The organism is Lacinutrix algicola (assembly GCF_001418085.1).
GTDB classification, from domain to species: domain Bacteria; phylum Bacteroidota; class Bacteroidia; order Flavobacteriales; family Flavobacteriaceae; genus Lacinutrix; species Lacinutrix algicola.
Map to the genome: position 1 here is coordinate 34,696 of NZ_LIQH01000022.1, position 20,459 is coordinate 55,154.

The 20,459-nt window shown below is 30.9% G+C and carries 19 protein-coding genes; 18 read left to right on the top strand and 1 reads right to left on the bottom strand.

Annotation, left to right across the window (positions count from 1 at the left end; translation table 11 throughout):
- Nucleotides 1-32: 32 nt before the first annotated feature.
- The 11 genes from ASC41_RS02685 (at nt 33) to ASC41_RS16765 (ending at nt 11,414) form a co-directional block, all read left to right on the top strand.
- Complete coding sequence (locus ASC41_RS02685) at nt 33-1,280, top strand: sulfate adenylyltransferase subunit 1 (protein WP_055435107.1); 1,248 nt, start codon at nt 33-35, stop codon at nt 1,278-1,280.
- A gap of 83 nt (nt 1,281-1,363) precedes the next feature.
- Nucleotides 1,364-3,454 (top strand): HEPN domain-containing protein, encoded by a 2,091-nt coding sequence (locus tag ASC41_RS02690; protein ID WP_055435108.1) that lies wholly within the window; start codon nt 1,364-1,366, stop codon nt 3,452-3,454.
- Nucleotides 3,455-3,474: 20 nt separating this feature from the next.
- The gene (cobA, locus tag ASC41_RS02695; RefSeq protein WP_055435109.1) at nt 3,475-4,257 is read left to right on the top strand and encodes a uroporphyrinogen-III C-methyltransferase; all 783 of its coding nucleotides are present in this window, start codon (nt 3,475-3,477) and stop codon (nt 4,255-4,257) included.
- Nucleotides 4,258-4,262: 5 nt separating this feature from the next.
- Nucleotides 4,263-4,850, top strand: a complete 588-nt coding sequence (locus ASC41_RS02700) for a precorrin-2 dehydrogenase/sirohydrochlorin ferrochelatase family protein (protein ID WP_055435110.1) — start codon at nt 4,263-4,265, stop codon at nt 4,848-4,850.
- Nucleotides 4,847-5,896: an NAD(P)/FAD-dependent oxidoreductase gene (locus ASC41_RS02705; RefSeq protein ID WP_055435111.1), complete on the top strand. Its 1,050-nt coding sequence runs from the start codon at nt 4,847-4,849 to the stop codon at nt 5,894-5,896. Before ASC41_RS02700 ends, ASC41_RS02705 begins: the two co-directional genes overlap by 4 nt.
- Before the next feature lie 78 nt (nt 5,897-5,974).
- The gene (gene epsC / locus ASC41_RS02710; protein WP_055435112.1) at nt 5,975-6,712 is read left to right on the top strand and encodes a serine O-acetyltransferase EpsC; all 738 of its coding nucleotides are present in this window, start codon (nt 5,975-5,977) and stop codon (nt 6,710-6,712) included.
- A 3-nt stretch (nt 6,713-6,715) separates the two neighbouring features.
- Nucleotides 6,716-7,594: a cysteine synthase CysM gene (cysM, locus tag ASC41_RS02715; RefSeq protein WP_055435113.1), complete on the top strand. Its 879-nt coding sequence runs from the start codon at nt 6,716-6,718 to the stop codon at nt 7,592-7,594.
- Between the two features lie 53 nt (nt 7,595-7,647).
- Nucleotides 7,648-8,742 carry an acyloxyacyl hydrolase gene (locus ASC41_RS02720; protein WP_055435114.1) on the top strand — a complete coding sequence of 365 codons (1,095 nt, stop codon included), beginning with the start codon at nt 7,648-7,650 and terminating at the stop codon, nt 8,740-8,742.
- Nucleotide 8,743: 1 nt separating this feature from the next.
- Nucleotides 8,744-9,487: a head GIN domain-containing protein gene (locus ASC41_RS02725; protein WP_055435115.1), complete on the top strand. Its 744-nt coding sequence runs from the start codon at nt 8,744-8,746 to the stop codon at nt 9,485-9,487.
- 361 nt (nt 9,488-9,848) lie between these two features.
- A complete protein-coding gene (locus ASC41_RS02730) occupies nt 9,849-10,973 on the top strand; it encodes a helix-turn-helix domain-containing protein (protein WP_055435116.1) in 1,125 nt (374 codons plus the stop codon).
- 234 nt (nt 10,974-11,207) lie between these two features.
- Entirely contained in the window at nt 11,208-11,414 is a 207-nt protein-coding gene (locus ASC41_RS16765; protein WP_152971402.1) for a hypothetical protein, read from the top strand.
- A gap of 164 nt (nt 11,415-11,578) precedes the next feature.
- On the opposite strand, the gene gldA is transcribed toward ASC41_RS16765, so the two are convergent.
- The gene (gene gldA, locus ASC41_RS02735) at nt 11,579-12,472 is read right to left on the bottom strand and encodes a gliding motility-associated ABC transporter ATP-binding subunit GldA (protein ID WP_055435117.1); all 894 of its coding nucleotides are present in this window, start codon (nt 12,470-12,472) and stop codon (nt 11,579-11,581) included.
- A 328-nt stretch (nt 12,473-12,800) separates the two neighbouring features.
- Here gldA and ASC41_RS02740 point away from each other — a divergent pair, with 328 nt between their 5' ends.
- The 7 genes from ASC41_RS02740 (at nt 12,801) to ASC41_RS02770 (ending at nt 20,440) form a co-directional block, all read left to right on the top strand.
- Entirely contained in the window at nt 12,801-13,628 is an 828-nt protein-coding gene (locus ASC41_RS02740) for a prephenate dehydratase (RefSeq protein WP_055435118.1), read from the top strand.
- The gene (locus ASC41_RS02745) at nt 13,625-14,767 is read left to right on the top strand and encodes a pyridoxal phosphate-dependent aminotransferase (protein WP_420835920.1); all 1,143 of its coding nucleotides are present in this window, start codon (nt 13,625-13,627) and stop codon (nt 14,765-14,767) included. The genes ASC41_RS02740 and ASC41_RS02745 overlap by 4 nt, the downstream gene beginning before the upstream one ends.
- Nucleotides 14,767-15,618: a prephenate dehydrogenase gene (locus ASC41_RS02750; protein ID WP_152971403.1), complete on the top strand. Its 852-nt coding sequence runs from the start codon at nt 14,767-14,769 to the stop codon at nt 15,616-15,618. Before ASC41_RS02745 ends, ASC41_RS02750 begins: the two co-directional genes overlap by 1 nt.
- Before the next feature lie 75 nt (nt 15,619-15,693).
- Entirely contained in the window at nt 15,694-16,779 is a 1,086-nt protein-coding gene (locus ASC41_RS02755; protein WP_055435121.1) for a bifunctional 3-deoxy-7-phosphoheptulonate synthase/chorismate mutase type II, read from the top strand.
- A gap of 97 nt (nt 16,780-16,876) precedes the next feature.
- Nucleotides 16,877-18,229: a M48 family metalloprotease gene (locus ASC41_RS02760; RefSeq protein ID WP_055435122.1), complete on the top strand. Its 1,353-nt coding sequence runs from the start codon at nt 16,877-16,879 to the stop codon at nt 18,227-18,229.
- Between the two features lie 5 nt (nt 18,230-18,234).
- Nucleotides 18,235-19,776 carry a DUF6770 family protein gene (locus ASC41_RS02765; protein ID WP_055435123.1) on the top strand — a complete coding sequence of 514 codons (1,542 nt, stop codon included), beginning with the start codon at nt 18,235-18,237 and terminating at the stop codon, nt 19,774-19,776.
- A 163-nt stretch (nt 19,777-19,939) separates the two neighbouring features.
- Nucleotides 19,940-20,440, top strand: a complete 501-nt coding sequence (locus ASC41_RS02770; protein ID WP_055435124.1) for a T9SS type A sorting domain-containing protein — start codon at nt 19,940-19,942, stop codon at nt 20,438-20,440.
- Nucleotides 20,441-20,459: the final 19 nt, after the last annotated feature.

Sequence of the window (20,459 nt, forward strand, 5' to 3'; positions counted from 1 at the left end):
AACTCCTTTCTTTTAGGAAGGTTAAGATAAAAATGGAAGTTTTAAAAATAGCAACAGCAGGAAGTGTAGATGATGGAAAGAGTACTTTAATTGGAAGATTACTTTACGATACAAAGTCATTAACATCAGATAAATTAGAAGCCATAGAAAATAAGAGTAAGCAATTAGGTTACGATTATCTTGATTTTTCTTTAGCAACAGATGGTTTAGTTGCAGAACGTGAGCAAGGAATTACAATAGATGTAGCACATATTTACTTTTCTACGGCAAATAAAAGTTACATTATTGCAGATACTCCTGGGCATGTAGAATATACTAGAAACATGGTTACTGGAGCATCAACATCTCAAGTGGCAATTGTATTAATCGATGCTAGAAAAGGTGTGATTGAGCAAACTAATCGTCATTTTTTTATCAATAATTTACTGCGAATTAAAACAGTAATTGTTGCAATAAATAAGATGGATTTGGTTGATTTTTCGGAAGAAAGATATAACGAAATTAAAGCCGATTTTGAAGCTTTAATGAGTAAGCGAGATTACCAAGATCAGAAAATAACATTTATTCCAGTAAGTGCTTTAAAAGGTGATAATGTTGTTAATAAATCTGAAAAAACACCATGGTATAATGGTGAAACATTATTAGAAAATTTAGAAGGTCTCGATAATCAAGATATCTTTAATGCGGGAATACCAAGGTTTCCAGTGCAATATGTTATTCGTCCAAAAACTGACGAGTTTCACGATTTTAGAGGTTACGCAGGTAAAGTTTATGGAGGTGAGTTAAGTGTTGGAGACGACGTTGTAATTTTGCCATCGCAAACAAAGTCTAAAATAAAAGAGATTCATTTTTACGATAAAAAAGTACAAACAGCTTCGCGTCGTTCGTCTGTATTAATCACTTTAGAAGACGATGTAAACATAAGTCGTGGTGACATGATTGTTAGAGCAAACGACTTGCCTGTTGTAGACAAGCAGTTTACAGCTACAATCTCTTGGATGGATTCTCAAAACCTAAAAACAGGTAATAAGTATGTTGTGCAGCATGGCGTTAATAAAGTTATGGCAAAAGTAGAACGTATTCACCATAAAATTAATCCAGATTATTCTGGTGTAGATGATACTGTAGAAACTTTAGCAATAAATGATATCGCAACAGTGTCTTTTAAATTAAACAAACCTATTTTTTACGATGCTTTTAAAGCGCATAGAACTAATGGATCGTTTATAATTATAGATTCAAAATCTAATAATACTGTAGGCGCAGGCTTTATACAGTAAGTAATAACAAACCAACTATTTATCAATTTGAGAAAAGTATTTTAATTTATCCTATTAAATCTATAGGAATTATATAATAAGTAATGCAGAGCTTTAGAACAGAAATAGAAAACCCTATAGTAGAAAAGGATATTGTAGAATTAGCCAATAAGATTGCGCTTTTTAACAACGGAAAAATAGATGAAGAAAAGTTTAGAAGCTTACGTTTAGCACGAGGTGTTTACGGTCAGCGTCAAGAAGGAGTACAAATGATTCGTATAAAATTACCTTACGGAAAAGTATTGGGTAATCAATTGCGCCGTATTGCTGAGGTTTCAGATGAATATTCTAGAAGCAGATTGCACATTACTACACGTCAAGACATTCAAATTCATTATGTCGATTTAAACCGTACACCAGAATTATGGGCCGAGTTAGAGCGTGATGATGTTACTATTAGAGAAGCCTGTGGAAATGCTGTAAGAAACGTAACAGCAAGTGAAACAGCAGGAATAGATGTTAATGAGCCTTTTGATGTCTCTCCATACGCAGATGCTGTTTTTAAATTCTTTTTACGTAACCCAATCTGTCAAGAAATGGGTAGAAAGTTTAAAGTGTCTTTTTCTGGAACAGATGAGGATACAGGATTATCATACATGCACGATTTAGGTTTTATAGCTAAAATTGAAAATGGTGTAAAGGGTTTTAAAATTATGTTAGGTGGTGGTTTAGGTTCACAGCCAAGACATGCAGATGAATTTTATTCATTTTTAGCTTCAGATAAAATTATTCCTTTAATGGAAGGTGTTTTAAGAGTTTTCGATCGTTATGGCGAACGTAAAAGTCGTGCTAAAGCGAGATTGAAATTCTTATTAAAAGACATTGGTTTAGAAGCTTTTAAAGCGTTGGTTGAGGAAGAGCAAAACGCAATCGAATTTAAAACAGTTACTATAGACGAATCAAATTATACGGCTTCAACTCCAGTTTCTATTGTAGCTCCAAAGGTTAAAATAAAAGACGAAGCTGCTTTTAATTTATGGAAAGCAACTAATGTTATTTCCCAAAAACAAGACGGTTATTTTGCAATAGGAATAAAAGTATTACTTGGAGATTTCTATACAGATAAAGCGCGTTTGTTAGCAGATTTGGTAGAGAAATATGCAGCAGGAGAAATCCGTTTATCTCTAAGACAAAATATTTTAATACCATTTGTAAAAGAAGATTTGTTAGCTTTTTTCTACACCGAATTAGAAAAATTAGGCTTTGCAGAAGTAGGTTATAATAAAGCAGTAGATATTACAGCATGTCCAGGAACAGATACTTGTAATCTAGGTATTGCAAGTAGTACAGGAATTGCCGAAGAATTAGAACGTGTTATAAAAGCAGAATACCCACAGTATTTATCTAACGAAGATTTAGTAATTAAAATTAGTGGTTGTATGAATGCTTGCGGACAACACAATATGGCAAATATTGGTTTTCAAGGCATGTCTATTCGTACAAAAGATAAATTGGTTGCACCTGCATTGCAAGTGCTTTTAGGAGGTGGTAATTTAGGAAACGGTAAAGCCTATTTTGCAGATAAAGTAGTAAAAGTACCAAGTAGAAGAGGTCCAGAAGCATTACGTCGTATTCTTAACGACTACGAGACAAATGGAGGTGATTTAGTGTTTTCAGAATACTATAAAGAAAAAGGTGAGAAATATTTTTACAGCTTATTAACCGATTTATCTAATGTTGATAACCTAACGCAAGAAGATTTTATTGATTGGGGAACCGAAGAAGCCTATGTTAAAGCCATTGGTGTTGGAGAATGTGCCGGTGTTGTTATTGATTTAATTGCAACACTTTTTCTTGAAAGTGATGAGAAAATTGAAGAAGCAAAAGAATCTTTTGGCAACAAAGTATATTCTGGTGCAATCTACGAGGCGTATCGCTCGATGGTTAATTCCGCGAAAGCGATCTTAATTTCCGAAGATATAAAAGCAAACACACAAGCAGGTATTATTAATCAGTTTGATGAGTTGTTTATCGACACTAAAAAAATAGACTTAGGCGTTTCGTTTTCAGACTTAGTGTACCAAATAAAAGTATTTCCTCCAACTGAAGAGTTTGCATCTCGTTACATCGAAAATGCAGAGCAGTTTCTAGAAAAAGTAAGAGGTTTTAGAGAGAAAGCAGTAGTTGTAGATTAATAATATTAAATAATGCACGTATGATAAATCCAAAATTAACAGTAGTTGGCGCAGGACCAGGAGATCCAGATTTAATTACATTAAAGGCTATAAAAGCAATACAATCTGCCGATGTTATTTTGTATGATGCCTTAGTAAATGATGCTTTGTTAGGTTATGCTTCCGAGAGTGCAGAGCTTATTTTTGTTGGCAAACGTAAAGGTTGTTATGCTTATCAGCAAAGTCAAATAAATCAGTTAATTATTGAGCGTGCCTTACGCTGTGGTCATGTTGTTAGATTAAAAGGTGGAGATCCGTTTATTTTTGGTCGTGGCGCAGAAGAGTTGGAATATGCTAAAGAATATGCAATCGAGGTTGCTGTAGTTCCAGGTATATCATCGTCTGCAGCAGTACCAGCTTATCAAGGTATTCCTTTAACAAAGCGCAATGCAGCCGAAAGTTTTTGGGTAATTACAGGTACAACAAAATCACATGAAATTTCGAGTGATATGGCATTAGCGGCAAAATCTACAGCTACGGTTGTTATTTTAATGGGCATGGGAAAACTGGCTGAAATTGTAAAGATTTTTTCTTCGGAAGGAAAACAAAATACAGCAGTCGCAGTGATTCAAAATGGGACACGAGAAAACGAGAAAGTTGGTATTGGTACTATTAGCTCTATTGAAGCTATTGTAGAAGAAAAACAATTATCTACTCCAGCAATTATCATTATTGGAGAAGTAGTCAATCAGCGTGTAGATTTAGCATCAATGTATGAGAAATCGAATTTAGCACCTCAATTTTCACAACTAGTTTCAGCTTAAAATTTATGGAAAGGAATAATTTGTATCCCATTTTTTTAAAGGTGAAAAATCTCCAAGTACTTATTGTGGGTGGAGGTAATGTTGCCGAAGAAAAACTAACATTTTTATTAAAATCGAGCCCTGATGCACATGTAACCATGGTTTCTCCAATGTTTAGAGAAGCGACAATTAATATGGCAAATACAGGATGCGTAACAAGAATTAAGGATACTTATAAAGAAAGTTACCTTGAAGGAAAGCATATGGTTGTAGCAACTACAGATATTCCAGAAGTAAATGTGCAAGTTTATAACGATTGTAGAGCACAAAGCAAATTGGTTAATGTTGCCGATAATCCGCCATATTGCGATTTTTATATGGGAGGTATTGTAACCAAAGGCAATGTAAAAGTAGCCATTTCTACAAATGGAAAATCACCAACTACAGCAAAACGTTTACGTCAGTTTTTTGAAGATGTAATACCAGAAAATATAGACGATTTAGTAAAGAATCTTAATGTTTATAGAAAAACTATAAAAGGAGATTTTGAACAAAAAGTTGAAACATTAAATGAATTTACTAAAGGCTTAGTAGAAAAAAATAAAATAGTATGATTAAAACAGATATATTAATAATAGGAGCAGGACCAACAGGTTTATTTACTGTGTTTGAAGCAGGATTGTTAAAATTAAAGTGCCATTTAATTGATGCATTACCACAACCTGGAGGTCAATGTTCCGAATTATATCCAAAAAAGCCTATTTATGATATTCCTGGATTTCCAGAAATATTAGCAGGAGATTTAACAGGTAATCTATTAGAACAAGGCAAGCAGTTTCAACCAGGATTTACTTTAGGTGAACGTGCAGAAACTATAGAGAAACAAGAGGATGGTAGTTTTATTGTAACTACTAATAAAGGAACAAAACATCATGCGCCAATTGTTGCTATTGCAGGCGGTTTAGGTAGTTTTGAGCCTAGAAAACCTAAGTTAGAAGGTATTGAAAAGTACGAAGATAAAGGTGTTAATTACTTTATAAAAGATCCTGAGGTTTACAGAGATAAAAAAGTAGTGATTGCTGGAGGTGGAGATTCTGCTTTAGACTGGTCTATTTTTCTTGCAGATATCGCTTCAGAAGTTACTTTAGTACATAGAAGAAATGAGTTTAGAGGTGCTTTAGATTCTGTAGAGAAAGTACAAGAATTAAAGCTTTTAAATAAAATAAACTTAATCACACCTGCAGAGGTTATTGGCTTAAAAGGCGAAAACCATATTGAAGGTGTTACATTATCTAAAGGAGGTGAGGTAATAGAATTAGAAGCAGATTATTTTATCCCGTTATTTGGATTGTCGCCAAAACTAGGCCCAATAGGAGATTGGGGATTAGAGATCGAAAAAAATGCAATAAAAGTGAATACTGTAGATTACCAAACTAATATAGATGGTATCTTTGCTATTGGTGATGTTAATACATATGAAGGGAAATTAAAATTAATTCTTTGTGGTTTTCATGAAGCAACATTAATGTGTCAATCTGCATATAAAATATTAAATCCAGGCAAGAAATTTGTTTTAAAATATACAACAGTAAGTGGTATAGATGGGTTTGATGGTACAAGAAAAGAATCACCAAAAGCAGTTGTAAAGGCTATTGTATAGAGTGTTATTAAGTAACTTTAGCAATTGCACTAATTATTAATAAATAGCAGTCGCTAAAAGGATTAAATAACAAATAGTATGCAAGAGACATTGCAAATACCATTTAGGTTTAAAGAAAAAGTTGAAGAACTTGCAAAAGAATTATTTTATTGCGCATTAGAATCTTCAGAGAAACAAGAAGAACTCCTTAAAAATATTAAGGAGTCCTTTTTTTATGTGTCTAAAGCTTTAGATTGTGGTGTTTGTAATACAAAATGGGAGCAATTTGTAGTCGAAATTAAGGCTCTAAAACCTAAGTTGCAATTAGATGCAGAAGCAGCATATAATAACGATCCGGCAGCAAAAAGTGTTAGAGAAGTATACCTGGCATATCCTGGTTTTTACGCTATTGCTATGTATCGTATAAGTCATATTTTATGGCAATTAGATATTCCTGTTTTACCTAGAATGATTTCAGAATATGCACATGGAGTAACAGGTACAGATATTCATCCTGGAGCAACCATTGGGCATTCGTTTTTTATAGACCATGCTACTGGAGTTGTTATTGGTGAGACTGCATTAATACATAATCATGTTGTTATTTATCAAGGTGTAACTTTAGGAGGTATTACAGTAGAAAAAGCATTAGCAAACACTAAAAGGCATCCTACAATTAATGATCATGTTACAATATATGCGAATGCTACTGTTTTAGGAGGAGATGTTGTAATCGGTAAAAATAGCATTATTGGTGCAAATGTTTGGATTACAAAATCAATTCCCGAAAACTCAATTGTAACTTATAAGTCAGATATTAAAATAACACAAAGATAAAGTATGAGCATTTTAAAGCAAATAGGAAATACGCCTCTAGTGGAAGCTTCAAATTTAGTTTCTAAACCAAACGTAAAACTTTATCTAAAATTAGAAGGTAATAATCCTGGCGGAAGCGTTAAGGATAGACCAGCTTATAATATGATTGCTGAAGCTGTAAAACGAGGTGACATAGAAAAAGGAGGTCATATAGTTGAAGCCACAAGTGGTAATACTGGTATTGCTTTAGCTTATGTAGCAAGTTTATTTGGTATAAAGATATCTTTAGTTATGCCAGAAAATTCTACCGTAGAACGCATAAAAACAATGCGAGCTTACGGAGCAGAAGTAATATTAACAAGTGCAGAAAGAGGTATTGAAGGCTCAAGAGATGTTGCTTTTAAAATGAGAGATGAAAAAGGATATCTTTTATTAAATCAGTTCGAGAACGACGATAACTGGAAAGCACATTATAAAACTACAGGTCCAGAAATTTGGAGAGATACAAATGGTGAAGTCACTCATTTTGTTTCTGCAATGGGCACAACAGGAACCATAATGGGAACCTCTACTTTTTTAAAAGAACAGAATAAAAACATTCAAATTATTGGAGCACAACCAATGGATGGTTCAAGAATTCCTGGTATTAGAAAATGGTCGCCAGACTATGTTCCAAGTATTTTTAATCCTTCAAAAGTAGATCAAGTAATAGAAGTAAGTCAAGAGCAGGCAACAGCTATGACTAAGCGTTTAGCAAGAGAAGAAGGTGTCTTTGCAGGGATGAGTAGTGGAGGCTCTGTAGCTACCGCACTAAAATTAATAGAGACTATAGACACAGGAATTGTAGTTGCTATTATCTGCGATAGAGGTGATCGTTACTTATCTTCTGCTTTATTTGATTAAGCACTTCAATAAATAATATTTAGTTTACTTTTGCCGTCTAACAAATTTACTTGATGAGGTATATATTATACGCTTATATATTATTTTTTTCTATTAGTATTTCTGCTCAAGCAGACAAAAATCCATTTACAATAGATGCCAATTATTTCTATGGAAATATTGCAGAGCATAATACTGATATTTCCCATTTAATAACCGGACATCCGTCTGGTGTTATATTAAGTTATAACCAAAAAACATTTGGGAAAAAGGCTTGGGAAAGCAGATTTAACTACCCAGATTATGGAGCATCACTTATATATCAAAAATTTAATAATGAGTATATAAATGAAAATATAGGAGTCTATGCACACTATAATTTTTACTTTTTTAATAGAAATGTAATGTTTCGTATTGGGCAAGGTTTAGCTTATAATGATACGCCTTATGATAAGGTTGAGAATTTTAGAAACAATGCCTTTGGTACACATTTACTAAGTTCTACTTACTTAATGTTAAACTATAAAAAAGAAAATATATTAAAAGGCATAGGTCTTCAAGCAGGTTTTTCTTTAATCCATTATTCTAATGCAAATGTAAAAGCACCAAACAGTTCTATTAATAGTATTGCTTTTAATATTGGAGCTAATTATATTTTTGATAACGAAAAACCAACAGAATATATTCCTTCTACAGAAGAGAAATATTTTAAAGAAAAAGTAAAATATAATTTTGCTCTTAGAACAGGTGTGAACGAAAGCGATGTTATAAATACAGGTCAATATGCTTTCTACGTTGTATCTGCTTATGCCGATAAACGTTTGAACAGAAAAAGCGCCATTCAAGTAGGTACAGATGTATTTTTTTCTAACTTTTTAAAGAAGCATATTCAGTATAAAGCTGTTGCTTTTCCAGAAGATAATGTAAGTGGAGATGAAGATTATAAACGTGTTGGAGTCTTTGTTGGTCACGAACTGTTTATTAGTAAAACGTCACTTATAACACAATTGGGTTACTATGTTTATTATCCGTTTGATTTTGAAGGTCGCGTGTATAATAGAGTAGGATTGAAGCGTTATTTTGGAGACAAAATTTATGGAGCTTTAACTTTAAAGTCGCACGGAGCAAAAGCAGAAGCTGTAGAAATAGGAATTGGAATAAGATTATAGAATGAAAAAGATAGCATACATATTTATAGTATTACTTTTTGCAAGTTGCGATAACGATAATGCACCAGACTGCTTTAAAAACTCAGGAGATATAATAGAAAAGGAAATTACTGTAGCACCATTTACAAAAATTACTGCTTTTAAAAATATTGAATTGATTGTAACAGATGCTTTAACTCAAAGTGTTAAAATAGAAACAGGAGAAAACCTAATAGACGAAATAGCAGTAACTGTAGAAAACGGTAGATTGCTAATAAATGACAATAATGGCTGTAACCTTACTAGAGATTACGGTTTAACTAAAGTATATGTTAGTGCTCCTAATTTAACAGAGATAAGGAACAGTAGTCAATTTACAGTGCGTAGTAATGGTGTTTTAAATTATCCAGATTTAAATTTATTGAGCGAAGACGATTCTGGAGATTTTTACAACAACGGTATTTTTAACATTGAAGTAAATGCAATAAATATATTTGTAGTAATCAATAATACAACTACAGCTTATATTTCTGGATCGACAACTAACTTACGCGTTAATCATGCCTCTGGCGATGGTCGTTTTGAAGGACGAAACTTAATTGCCGACAATGTTACTATTTATCATCGTGGATCTAACGATATTATTGTAAATCCGCAACAAAGATTAAAGGCTAGTTTGGTTAGTACAGGAGATGTTATCTCTGTAACTACACCTCCAGTTTTAGATATTCAAGAACAGTTTGATGGTCGCGTAATTTTTGAGTAATTAATAAGTTTTCATTGAGTTAAGTTTTTTATTTTTGTTGTGAAAATGTTATTTAATACGTTTGACTCTTTTTTATATTTTAAGTCTGTCCTTGATGCAAAATATAAAGTGTTTTCTGTTTTTCCATTCTAAACTAATTTAACTTCATTTTTTTAAATAACATCCTAACATATAAAACAGGAACTAAAGCAAGCCCATTTTCATTACTTATGAAACCTTCTCCTAATTACTAGCGTCAATATGCTTAATTAGTAGTAGTTTCATCTTTAATACTTAATGTTTTAACTTGTCTTAAATCGAATAAATAAATTAAGTATAAAAATTATTTTGTTACTTTACCTTTTTAGAAATAACCAACTACATGTTTTTTATCATTGGAATTTTTATAGCTATTTTCCTTTCGCTTCTTTTATTAGTAAAAGCTAAAAAAACACGTGCAGATAAAATTCTTTTTATCTGGCTCATTTTAATTTCTGTACTTCAAATATTTAGATATTTTTATGTTTCTGGATATTTTTTTGAACACCCTAATTGGCTTGGGATAGAGCTAGTATTACCTGTTTTACACGGAGTATTGTTATATCTCTATGTTATAGAAATTACGGGAAACACTATTAAAAAGAAATGTAGTGTGTTTTTACATTTTCTACCTTCTATTATTTTGTTAGTACTAACAATACCTTTTTTTCAATTAACTAACGAACAGAAAATACTTGTTTATCAAAATAATGGAGAAGGTTTTGAATGGTTTGTGTTTATAGAAGGATTAATAGTTGTGATTTCTGGTTTAGCTTATTCTATTTGGTCTTTAATAGTTATAAATAGACACCAAAAAAACATAGAAGATATATTTTCAAATACGGAAAAAAAGAAGTTACAGTGGTTAAAAATCTTATCGATTGGTAATGGTATTATATTTATGTTAGCTCTCTTTTTTGAAACAAATGTCACTTATACAGCAATAGCATTCTTAGTTTTATTTATAGGTTTTTTCGGAATTAATCAATTGAATATTTTTTCCTCTAATAGAGGTGAGATAGAAACATTAAATAAAGAACAACTTGTAGAAAATAAAAAAGTAAATAGTAATGAAATTTCTAAAAAAAGTGTTCCAAAAGAGAAGTATGCTAAGTCAGGTTTAACTAAAGAGAGTGTTTCGGAGATTTATGCGGCTCTCAAAGATGTGATGGCTAAAAAGGCATATTATAAAAATCCAGAACTCACTTTAGTAGAATTAGCCAAAATTTTAAATATACACCCTAATTATTTATCGCAAGTCATTAATGAAATTGAAGGCAAAAATTTTCATAATTATATTAATGGTCTTCGAATAAAAGAGTTCATTAAATTGGCATCCATTGAAGAAAATAAAAAGTATACAAAAATTTCTTTAGCTTATGATTGTGGTTTTAATACAAAGTCAACATTCAACAAGTATTTTAAACTACAAACAGGAAAAACACCAACAGATTTTTTCAATTCTTAACTCGGTTTTTATATATAATTAGCTTTCCTTGTAAATACATACTACATGTATTGTAAGTTTGTTTTTTTATAAAACTCAGTGAAATCAATGGTTCTTTAGTAGCTACTTGTAAGCACGTACATGTTTATTTATTTTACTTAAAGGGAAGACCTTCTGATATTTAAAACCAACACATCTTTGTGAAAAAATATGCGCAATGAAATAATTCATGCGCCAATATAAAATTTTACAAAAATGAAGACAAAGAAGTTTTATTTATCTATTATGGTTTTTACTATGTTTTTGGCATTGAGTTCATGTAGTCTTGGTGACGACGACAATAATATTGTTGAAAGAAATGATGATGATGGAGATGGTGTTGTAAATGTTATTGATGAGTGTGCACATACACCAGAAGGAGTAGAGGTTGATGCTGTTGGATGTCCTATTGAAATAGATTGATACTATGCAGAAGTTTTATTGTGCTGAATCAAGATTTTGTTTTTATTCAGCACAATTTTCATTTCTAATCTTGATATCAAGAGTCAAAATTTATTTTAAAACTGTGTTATTTGCATTTTTTTTTAGTTAGAAACGTGACTATAGTTCTTTAATAATCATTTCTTTTAAGCAGTCAACTCTCTAAACATACTCTCTAAACTCGCATTTTTCTGATTTAGCTGAAGAATCTTCAACTCATTATCATGTGCAAAATCAAAAACATGAGAGCGCATATCTTCCTTTGTAGAAAAGGTGATTTCGTAAATAAAATCATGTGTATTTTTAACGCTTTTGGTATTCGGTAGTTTTAACAAAAAAGCATCTTCAACTCTGTAATCAAACTCCACAATAACTATTTGTTCTTGTCCTTCGCGTAATTCGGTTAGTTTTTTATTAGCAACAATTTCACCTTTATTAATTATTATAACACGATCACACATCGCTTCTACCTCTTGCATAATGTGCGTAGATAGAAAAACAGTTTTCTCCTTCCCAATAGATTTTATAAGGTTTCTTATATCTACTAATTGATTAGGGTCTAAACCAGTTGTAGGTTCATCTAAAATTAAAACATCGGGATTATGTAATAATGCATTTGCTAAGCCAACACGTTGTCTGTAACCTTTAGATAGTGCACTCATTTTTTTATGAGCTTCCGGACCTAAGCCTGTAAGTTCAATAACTTCTTCAATTCTAGATTTACTTACTTTATAAACATCGGCATTAAAAGCTAAATATTCACGAACGTATTGTTCTAAGTATAAAGGATTATGTTCTGGTAAATAACCAACACTTTGCTGTACTTGTTTTGCTTCAGATAAAATTGGATGTCCATTTACGGTTGCCTTACCTTCGGTAGGACTAATAAAAGTGGTCAATATTTTCATCATTGTAGATTTTCCTGCTCCATTTGGACCAAGAAACCCAACTATTTCTGGCTTTTTAATTTCAAAAGACACATTGTTTAATGCTTTCTGTTCACCATAAATTTTCGTTACATTTTCAACCTTTATTGACATCTTATAATCTTTCTTCAAAAATAAACATTCTGTAATTTAAACAAGACTTTGTGCAGAAATCTTTAAATTTTTATATAAAACCTTAAAATTCATGCTTTAGTATTTTGATTTGTTAAATATTTATTTACTTTAGCACTATAATTATAATGACAACAATTCAAAATACATATTACAGCTGGTTCTATTTCTTTTTTAACAAAAAGAACGAGACTGCGTATATGTAATTTTTACAAACATATATTTTCAATTAAGTCTCGATATCTATCGAGACTTTTTTTGTTTAATACTTTAAGTAAAAGCAGGAATATCATTAAATAAAATTAAAATTTTGATTAAAACAGTAGCTATACAAGGAATAAAAGGATCATTTCACCACATCGTGTCGCAAGATTATTTTGGTGCAGATACAGCTGTAAATGAATGCTTGTCTTTCGACGAAACTGTAGATGCTTTACTATCAGGTAAAACAGAAGTAGCTATTATGGCTCTAGAAAACTCTATTGCAGGTTCAATTATACCTAATTATGCTTTGATAGATAATAATAACCTTCATATTGTTGGTGAGTATTATTTAGATATACAGCACAATTTAATGGCATTGCCAAATCAAAGTATTGAGGATATTAAAGAGGTGCATTCACATCCAATGGCATTATTACAATGTAAAGCGTTCTTTAAAAATTATCCACATATAAAATTAGTTGAAGACAAAGATACAGCAGATGTTGCCAAGCGAATACAAGATAAAAACCTTAAAGGTATTGCTGCCGTAGCAAGTAGTTTAGCAGCTTCAATATTCGAATTAAATATTATTGCAGAAAGTATTCAGACTATTAAGCATAACGAAACACGTTTTGTAATTGTTAAGCAAAATAATTCTGAAATTAATACAAATGAAATCAATAAAGCATCAATTAAATTCGAACTCGATCACAAACGTGGAAGCTTAGCCGCAATTCTCAATGTTTTAAGCGATTGCAAGCTAAACTTGACAAAAATACAATCTCTACCTAAAATAGAAACACCTTGGCTTTATGCCTTTTTTGTAGATGTGACTTTTGATGATTATAAGGATTTTGATAAAGCAAAAGCAGTAATAGAGATAATGGCAACACATTTAAAAGTATTAGGCGAATATAAAAACGCAAAGAAATAATGGAAGTAGCAAATAGATTACATAGCGTTGAAGAGTACTACTTTTCTAAGAAATTAAAGGAAGTTAATTCTTTGATTTTACAAGGTAAGCCAATTATTAATTTAGGAATTGGTAGTCCAGATTTACAACCACCAGGAAAAGTAATTTCGGCAATTACAGAAAGTTTTAAAGATGGGAGAGCTCACAAATATCAAAGCTATCAAGGTATACCAGAATTAAGAGAAGCGATAGCCGGTTTTTATAAAACACATTTTCAAGTGGATGTAAATGCTACTACAGAAGTTTTACCATTAATGGGAAGTAAGGAAGGTATTATGCATATTTCTATGGCCTTTTTAAATGAAGGTGATGCGGTATTAATACCTAATCCAGGATACCCAACATATACTTCTGTTACTAAGTTGTTACAAGCAGAGCCTATATTTTACAATTTAGACACAGAAAATAATTGGTGTCCAAATATAGAAGAACTTGAAAAACAAGATTTAAGTAAGGTTAAAATAATGTGGTTAAATTATCCACATATGCCAACTGGAGCAAAAGCAACTAAAGCAGTTTTTGAAAGCTTAATTACTTTTGCTAAAAAGCATGATATTTTATTGGTAAATGATAATCCTTATAGTTTTATTTTAAACAAGGAGCCGTTAAGTATTTTAAGTATAGAGGGCGCTAAAGATGTATGTTTAGAGTTAAATTCTTTAAGTAAAACATTTAATATGGCTGGCTGGAGAGTTGGTATGTTACTTGGTAATAACGAGTTGCTAAATGCGGTTTTAAAAGTGAAAAGTAATATGGATTCTGGTATGTTTTATGGCATACAACAAGGTGCTATTGAAGCTTTAAACTCATCAAAAATGTGGTTTGTAAGTTTAAATAATATTTATGAAAAACGTCGTAAACTAGTTTGGGAATTAGCGACTAAATTAAATTGTTCTTTCGATGAGAATGCAACAGGATTGTTTGTTTGGGCAAAATTGCCAGCGGCTCTTAATTCAGAAGCATTTATAGACAAGTTATTAAAAGAACATAATCTTTTTATAACACCTGGAACCATTTTTGGAAGTCAAGGAGAGGGCTATGTGCGTTTTTCATTATGTGCAACAGTCAAAGAATTAGAAGAAGCTATAACAAGAGTATGATTAATAATATATACATAATAGGTGTTGGTTTAATAGGCGGAAGTTTAGCCTTAGATATAAAAAGCAAACGACCAGATATTACCGTTTACGGTATAGATAGTAGCGAACAGCATTTAAACGAAGCTTTAGAGTTAAATGTTATAGATGCAAAAGCAACGTTAGACGATTTAGATAAGGCAGACTTAGTAATATTGTCTATTCCTGTAGATGCAGCTGTAGAATTAGTGCCTAAAGTTTTAGATAAAGTTTCAGATTTCGGTCTTGTGGTAGACGTAGGTTCTACCAAATTAGATATTTGTAAAGTGGTAGAAACGCATTCAAAAAGGAGAAATTTTTTAGCCATGCATCCTATTGCAGGAACAGAGTTTTCTGGACCAAAAGCAGCTATTTTAGATTTATTTCAGCATAAAACGAATATTATATGCGAAGTAGAAAAAACAGCCTTTAAGCTTCAAGAAAAAGCATTAAACCTGTTTTCTGAAATAGGAATGAGAATGCGTTACATGAACCCAGAAGCGCATGATAAACATATTGCTTACGTGTCGCATTTATCCCACATAAGTGCATTTATGTTGGGTAAAACAGTAATAGAAAAAGAAAAGAACGAACGCGATATTTTCGATATGGCAGGTTCTGGTTTCGAAAGTACGGTACGTTTAGCTAAGAGTTCGCCAGCAATGTGGACACCAATTTTTAAACAGAATAGAGAGAACGTAATAGAAAGTTTAGAAGGTTACATAGCTAACTTAACGCAGTTTAAAAACATGATGAAGAACGACGATTTTGAAGGTGTTTTTAATGAAATGAAAGACACAAATTATATTAAACAAATATTAAACGGATTAAAATAACATCAATTTCTTGTAAGGTTACTGTACTAAACTCGTTTTAGTAGTTAGCCTTATAAGTGCAATAAAAGTAGGATTATGGAAAATAAAAAAGAAATGAGAAACTGGTTAAATGAGATGAATTTAGAGCATCCATTAGTAATCGCTGGACCTTGTAGTGCAGAGACAGAAGAGCAAGTTTTAAAAATAGCTCATGAGCTTAAAGATACAGATGTTAGTTATTTTAGAGCAGGTATTTGGAAACCACGTACACGTCCAGGAATGTTTGAAGGTGTTGGTGCTTTAGGTTTAAATTGGCTTAAAAAAGTAAAAGAAGAAACAGGAATGAAAACCTGTACAGAGGTTGCAAATGCTGCACACGTAAAGTTAGCGATAGAAAATGATGTAGATTTACTTTGGATTGGTGCACGATCTACTGTAAGTCCATTTATTATGCAAGAATTAGCAGATGCTTTAGCTGGAACAGATAAAATTGTTTTAGTTAAAAATCCAGTAAATCCAGATTTAGCCTTATGGTTAGGTGGAATTGAAAGATTATACACTGCTGGTATTAAAAATTTAGGAGCAATACACAGAGGGTTTTCAACATATGAAAAAACTAAATATAGAAACATTCCAGAATGGCAATTGGCTATAGAGTTTCAAAACAGATTTCCAGATTTACCATTAATTAACGATCCATCGCATATTACAGGAAAGCGTGATATGGTTTTCGATGTGTCTCAAACGGCTTTAGATCTTAATTTCGATGGATTAATGATCGAAACACATTTCGATCCAGATAACGCATGGAGTGATGCTGCACAGCAAGTAACACCAAAGGCATTAGTGCAAATGATGGAGGATTTAAAAATTAGAAAACAAACAGATCCTGAAGCAGAGTACAACAAAGAGTTAACTAATTTAAGGGCTCAAATAGATGTTGTAGATAACCAACTTATAGATTTAATGGGTAAGCGTATGCAAGTAGCAGATGGTATAGGTCAATTAAAGAAACAAAAAAATGTTGCTGTTTTACAAAGTAAGCGTTGGAACGAGATTTTAGGTAAAATGGTACTTCAAGGAGACGAAAAAGGTTTAAGTGAAGAGTTTATTTTAAAACTGTTTAAAGCAGTGCATCAAGAGTCTATTAACCACCAAGAGAAAGTTATTAAGAGCAAGTAAAACTTGTTTTACTTAATAAAATACTTATTTTAGTAAAAAAAATCTGATACATTTTTTGTGTCAGATTTTTTTTGCTTAAATCTAAACCAACCAACCAATGAAGAAAAATAGTTTAACTATATTTTTTGTTTTTTATGCGTTAGTATTTGTTGACGCTCAAGATAATGTAAATAACTATATTCCTAGTACATTAGATTCGATAGAGAATTATTTAGGTAGAATTAATAAGGCTCAAATAGGTAAGATAAAAGGTAAGCACGCTTCTAAAATTAGGGAAGTTTATAAAGATAGAGACGAGAAAGTAGTTAAAGCTATTAATGACAGTACTTATTATTTTAATCCTCAAGTTAAAAAAGATTTAGATGTAATTCTTAATACTATCTATTCTGCAAACCCTGAAATAAATACCAAAGACTATAGTTTTTTTATTAATAATTCACCAGTGCCAAATGCTGGTTGTTATGGTGATGGCATGTTCGAAATTAATTTAGGTTTGTTCGATGTTTTAGAATCTGATGATGAATTATCGTCAATAATTTGTCACGAAATTGCACATAAGTTATTAGAGCATTCTATTAATAATGTTTCAAATAACATTACAATTCTTAATTCTAAAGAGACAAAAGCAAAAGTAAAAAAGCTAAAACGAAAAAAGTACGGACAAACTAGAGCTGCACTTTCTATTATAGACGAATTAAGTATTGATATTTTAGACCATTCTCAAGAGGTTGAAGCTCAAGCGGATTCTTTGGGTTATGTTTTGTTTAGTAAAACAAAATACTCAAAGTCTAATGTAACAAGTGCATTGCTGAAGCTGAAAAAAGTTGATGATATGATGATGCATCATAATGTGCATTTAGATAGCGTATTCAATTTTGAAAGCTATCCATTTAAAAGGTATTGGATGAAGAAAACAACTTCAATTTTTGATACTGAAGAAAAAATAAACGAATTTAAACTAGATTCAGATACTATACAAACACATCCGGAAATAGAGTTTAGAATAAATAAATTAATAACGGAGTTTGATATACTTGAGAATGAAAAAGCAACGTCATTAAATCAAATTAAAGGGATTAAAACAGTAGCTAATATGCAAAGCATAAAGTATACTGTAGATTTAAATTTTTTAGACCTAGCAATCTATCAATTAATAGAAAAATATAGCAATAAAAAAATCACTAAAGATTTTTATTACACCACAATGGCGACTGTTTTAGAGAAAATATATCTAGCCTCAAAAAATCATAAATTAGGTAAATATGTGCAACGCTCAAATAATTTTTCAGACGAAAAACAATTAAATAATATTAGGCTTTTTATACACAATTTAGAACTTTCCGAGATTGCTAAAATTGGTCAAGCTTTCTGTAATTCAAACATAGAAAAAATTGATAATACTATCGCTTTTAGTACAATTCAAACTTTTTTTAATTCAATAACTAAATAACCAAAATGAAAAAAACTTTAACATTATTACTATTATGCTTTATAGGTATCGTTAGTAATGCACAACAAAAATCTCTAAACGAAATAACATCTTTTAAGATTAAAAATTCCGGTCCATTAATGGATAAAAATAATGATGTTGATGGCTATTATTTTTATTACCAAGTAGATAAGCTTAAGAAAGGTAAAAGGGAGTATGCTATTAAAATGTTGGATAATAATTTAAATGAAATTGCTACAAAATCTTATATAGATGATAAGAAAACTGTTTTAGCAGATAGTAAATTTAATAATCAAGCATTAATGTTTGCTATGGTTAATTTAAAAGAAAGACAATACAAATTAGTTTCTTTTGATAGACAAGGAGAAAAGAGAAAAGATGTTGTAGTTCCTGTAAATAAAAAGGAAATGAAATGGCTGTCTCATATGGTTAAATCAGGGAATTTTAATTTGTTATTTCCGGTAGATAATAAAGGTTTTTTATTTAATTATATAAGAGATAATAAAAAACTAGGATATGGTTTAAAGTATGTAGCAACAGATGGTGGCAAATCTTGGAATTACAATTCTCCTGAAGGAATTAAAGAAATAATGACAATAAACCCGATTGAGGTTAATGAAGAAGTTGTTGTCGCTCTTCAGGGTTCTAAAAAATCATTATTTAGTCAAACAATAAAGTTAAAAGTTTTAGTAATAGACATTAAGACTGGAAAATTATTATTCGAAAAAGAATATGATCGTGAAAGCAATCCAAGATTTATAACCAATGCATTTTTAACAGATGATAAACAATTAGTGTTATTAGGAGAGTATTTTGAAAAAGGAGATAACGTTTATAAAGATAAAAGCTTAGGTATTTTTGCTCAAGTTAATAGTTTAGATGGTACAGTAGTTTCAGATAGTAAAGTGAGCTGGAAAGACGAGATTGATAAAATGATGCCAGCAGAGGTTGTAAGAGGTAAGAAAAAGAAAAATAAAAGAGGTTATGTTTATTTTCACGATATTATTCGTACCCAAAATGGTTCTTTTTATTGTATTGGAGAAAGATTTAGAAAGACTGCAAGTGCAGGAGGAATTGCAATGGCTGCTTTAGGTGGAGGTGGTTCAGTTACACAACTTACAATTACAGATGCAGTGGTTTTTGAATTTGACAAAAGTTTTGGACTTAAAGATATTAGTGTCTTTGAAAAAGGGAAGTCAAGAGCTCCTAGTTTAATAGATTTTGGAAGTCCACAACTTAATGCACATGCTTTAAAATCTTACGGCGCATTTGATTATGAATTTACCCAAATCGATGCAGATAGAGATCGTTTTTATTCTAGCTTTATCGATTATGAAAGATTAAAAGGTGAGAAAAACAAATCTGCTTTTAAAACAATTATGTATAGTGATGGAAAGTTGTCTGAAGATAAAATTTATTTAAGTGAATCTAAAGGGAAAGTATCATACCGTGTATTACCAGGTAAGCTAGGTCATGTTATGTTGATGGAGTACAACAGAAAAGAAAAGACATTAGATATACATTTAGAAAAATTGAATATTAATTAAATATTCAATTTTTAATAATTTTTATAAAACCAGAGAATTAGTATTCTCTGGTTTTTTGTTTATAATAGAAGGTTTTACTCATTCAAAAGTAGCATTCACTCATTATAAATTTTATAGAAATTGAATTAAGTATAGATTTGATTTAACTTTAAAATTTAAAAAGATGAAACAAACTTTACTATTATTTTTAACAATGAGTTATTCTGTTATTATTTATGGACAAGCCGAAATTCAAACTGTCGAAAAGTCTGTAAATGTTTACACTTTAGAGGAGGTTGAGTTAGAAGCATCAAGAATAAAAACTAAAACGATAACTTCTATTAGGTGTTGTTATAGCGATACTATGATTTCGCGATGTAGTACTTATTGTACAGTAAAAGGAGTGTTGATTGGAGATGCCTTTGCTAAAAGAGAAGTTAATAATCTAAAGCTATATCCAAACCCTTCAACTAATGGGATTTTTCAAATAAATTTTAATAAAAAAAACAGTGAAATTAAAGTAATTGTTAATTCAATTTCTGGACAAGTAATTCAATCTAATGTATTTCATAATGTATTAAATAAAGTGACCGTAGATTTGTCTCAATATCCTTCAGGAATTTATTTAATAAATATAATTGCAGATGGAAAACGTTTAACTGTCAAAAAAGCTATTAGAGGTTGAATTTTTTAATATAAAAACC

What these genes read in the sequence shown, in the direction of transcription:
- ASC41_RS02685 (WP_055435107.1), top strand. Translation starts at nt 33, where the DNA reads ATGGAAGTTTTAAAAATAGCAACAGCAGGAAGTGTAGATGATGGAAAG.
- ASC41_RS02690 (WP_055435108.1), top strand. Translation starts at nt 1,364, where the DNA reads ATGCAGAGCTTTAGAACAGAAATAGAAAACCCTATAGTAGAAAAGGAT.
- cobA (WP_055435109.1), top strand. Translation starts at nt 3,475, where the DNA reads ATGATAAATCCAAAATTAACAGTAGTTGGCGCAGGACCAGGAGATCCA.
- ASC41_RS02700 (WP_055435110.1), top strand. Translation starts at nt 4,263, where the DNA reads ATGGAAAGGAATAATTTGTATCCCATTTTTTTAAAGGTGAAAAATCTC.
- ASC41_RS02705 (WP_055435111.1), top strand. Translation starts at nt 4,847, where the DNA reads ATGATTAAAACAGATATATTAATAATAGGAGCAGGACCAACAGGTTTA.
- epsC (WP_055435112.1), top strand. Translation starts at nt 5,975, where the DNA reads ATGCAAGAGACATTGCAAATACCATTTAGGTTTAAAGAAAAAGTTGAA.
- cysM (WP_055435113.1), top strand. Translation starts at nt 6,716, where the DNA reads ATGAGCATTTTAAAGCAAATAGGAAATACGCCTCTAGTGGAAGCTTCA.
- ASC41_RS02720 (WP_055435114.1), top strand. Translation starts at nt 7,648, where the DNA reads ATGAGGTATATATTATACGCTTATATATTATTTTTTTCTATTAGTATT.
- ASC41_RS02725 (WP_055435115.1), top strand. Translation starts at nt 8,744, where the DNA reads ATGAAAAAGATAGCATACATATTTATAGTATTACTTTTTGCAAGTTGC.
- ASC41_RS02730 (WP_055435116.1), top strand. Translation starts at nt 9,849, where the DNA reads ATGTTTTTTATCATTGGAATTTTTATAGCTATTTTCCTTTCGCTTCTT.
- ASC41_RS16765 (WP_152971402.1), top strand. Translation starts at nt 11,208, where the DNA reads ATGAAGACAAAGAAGTTTTATTTATCTATTATGGTTTTTACTATGTTT.
- gldA (WP_055435117.1), bottom strand. Translation starts at nt 12,472, where the DNA reads ATGTCAATAAAGGTTGAAAATGTAACGAAAATTTATGGTGAACAGAAA.
- ASC41_RS02755 (WP_055435121.1), top strand. Translation starts at nt 15,694, where the DNA reads ATGGAAAATAAAAAAGAAATGAGAAACTGGTTAAATGAGATGAATTTA.
- ASC41_RS02760 (WP_055435122.1), top strand. Translation starts at nt 16,877, where the DNA reads ATGAAGAAAAATAGTTTAACTATATTTTTTGTTTTTTATGCGTTAGTA.
- ASC41_RS02765 (WP_055435123.1), top strand. Translation starts at nt 18,235, where the DNA reads ATGAAAAAAACTTTAACATTATTACTATTATGCTTTATAGGTATCGTT.
- ASC41_RS02770 (WP_055435124.1), top strand. Translation starts at nt 19,940, where the DNA reads ATGAAACAAACTTTACTATTATTTTTAACAATGAGTTATTCTGTTATT.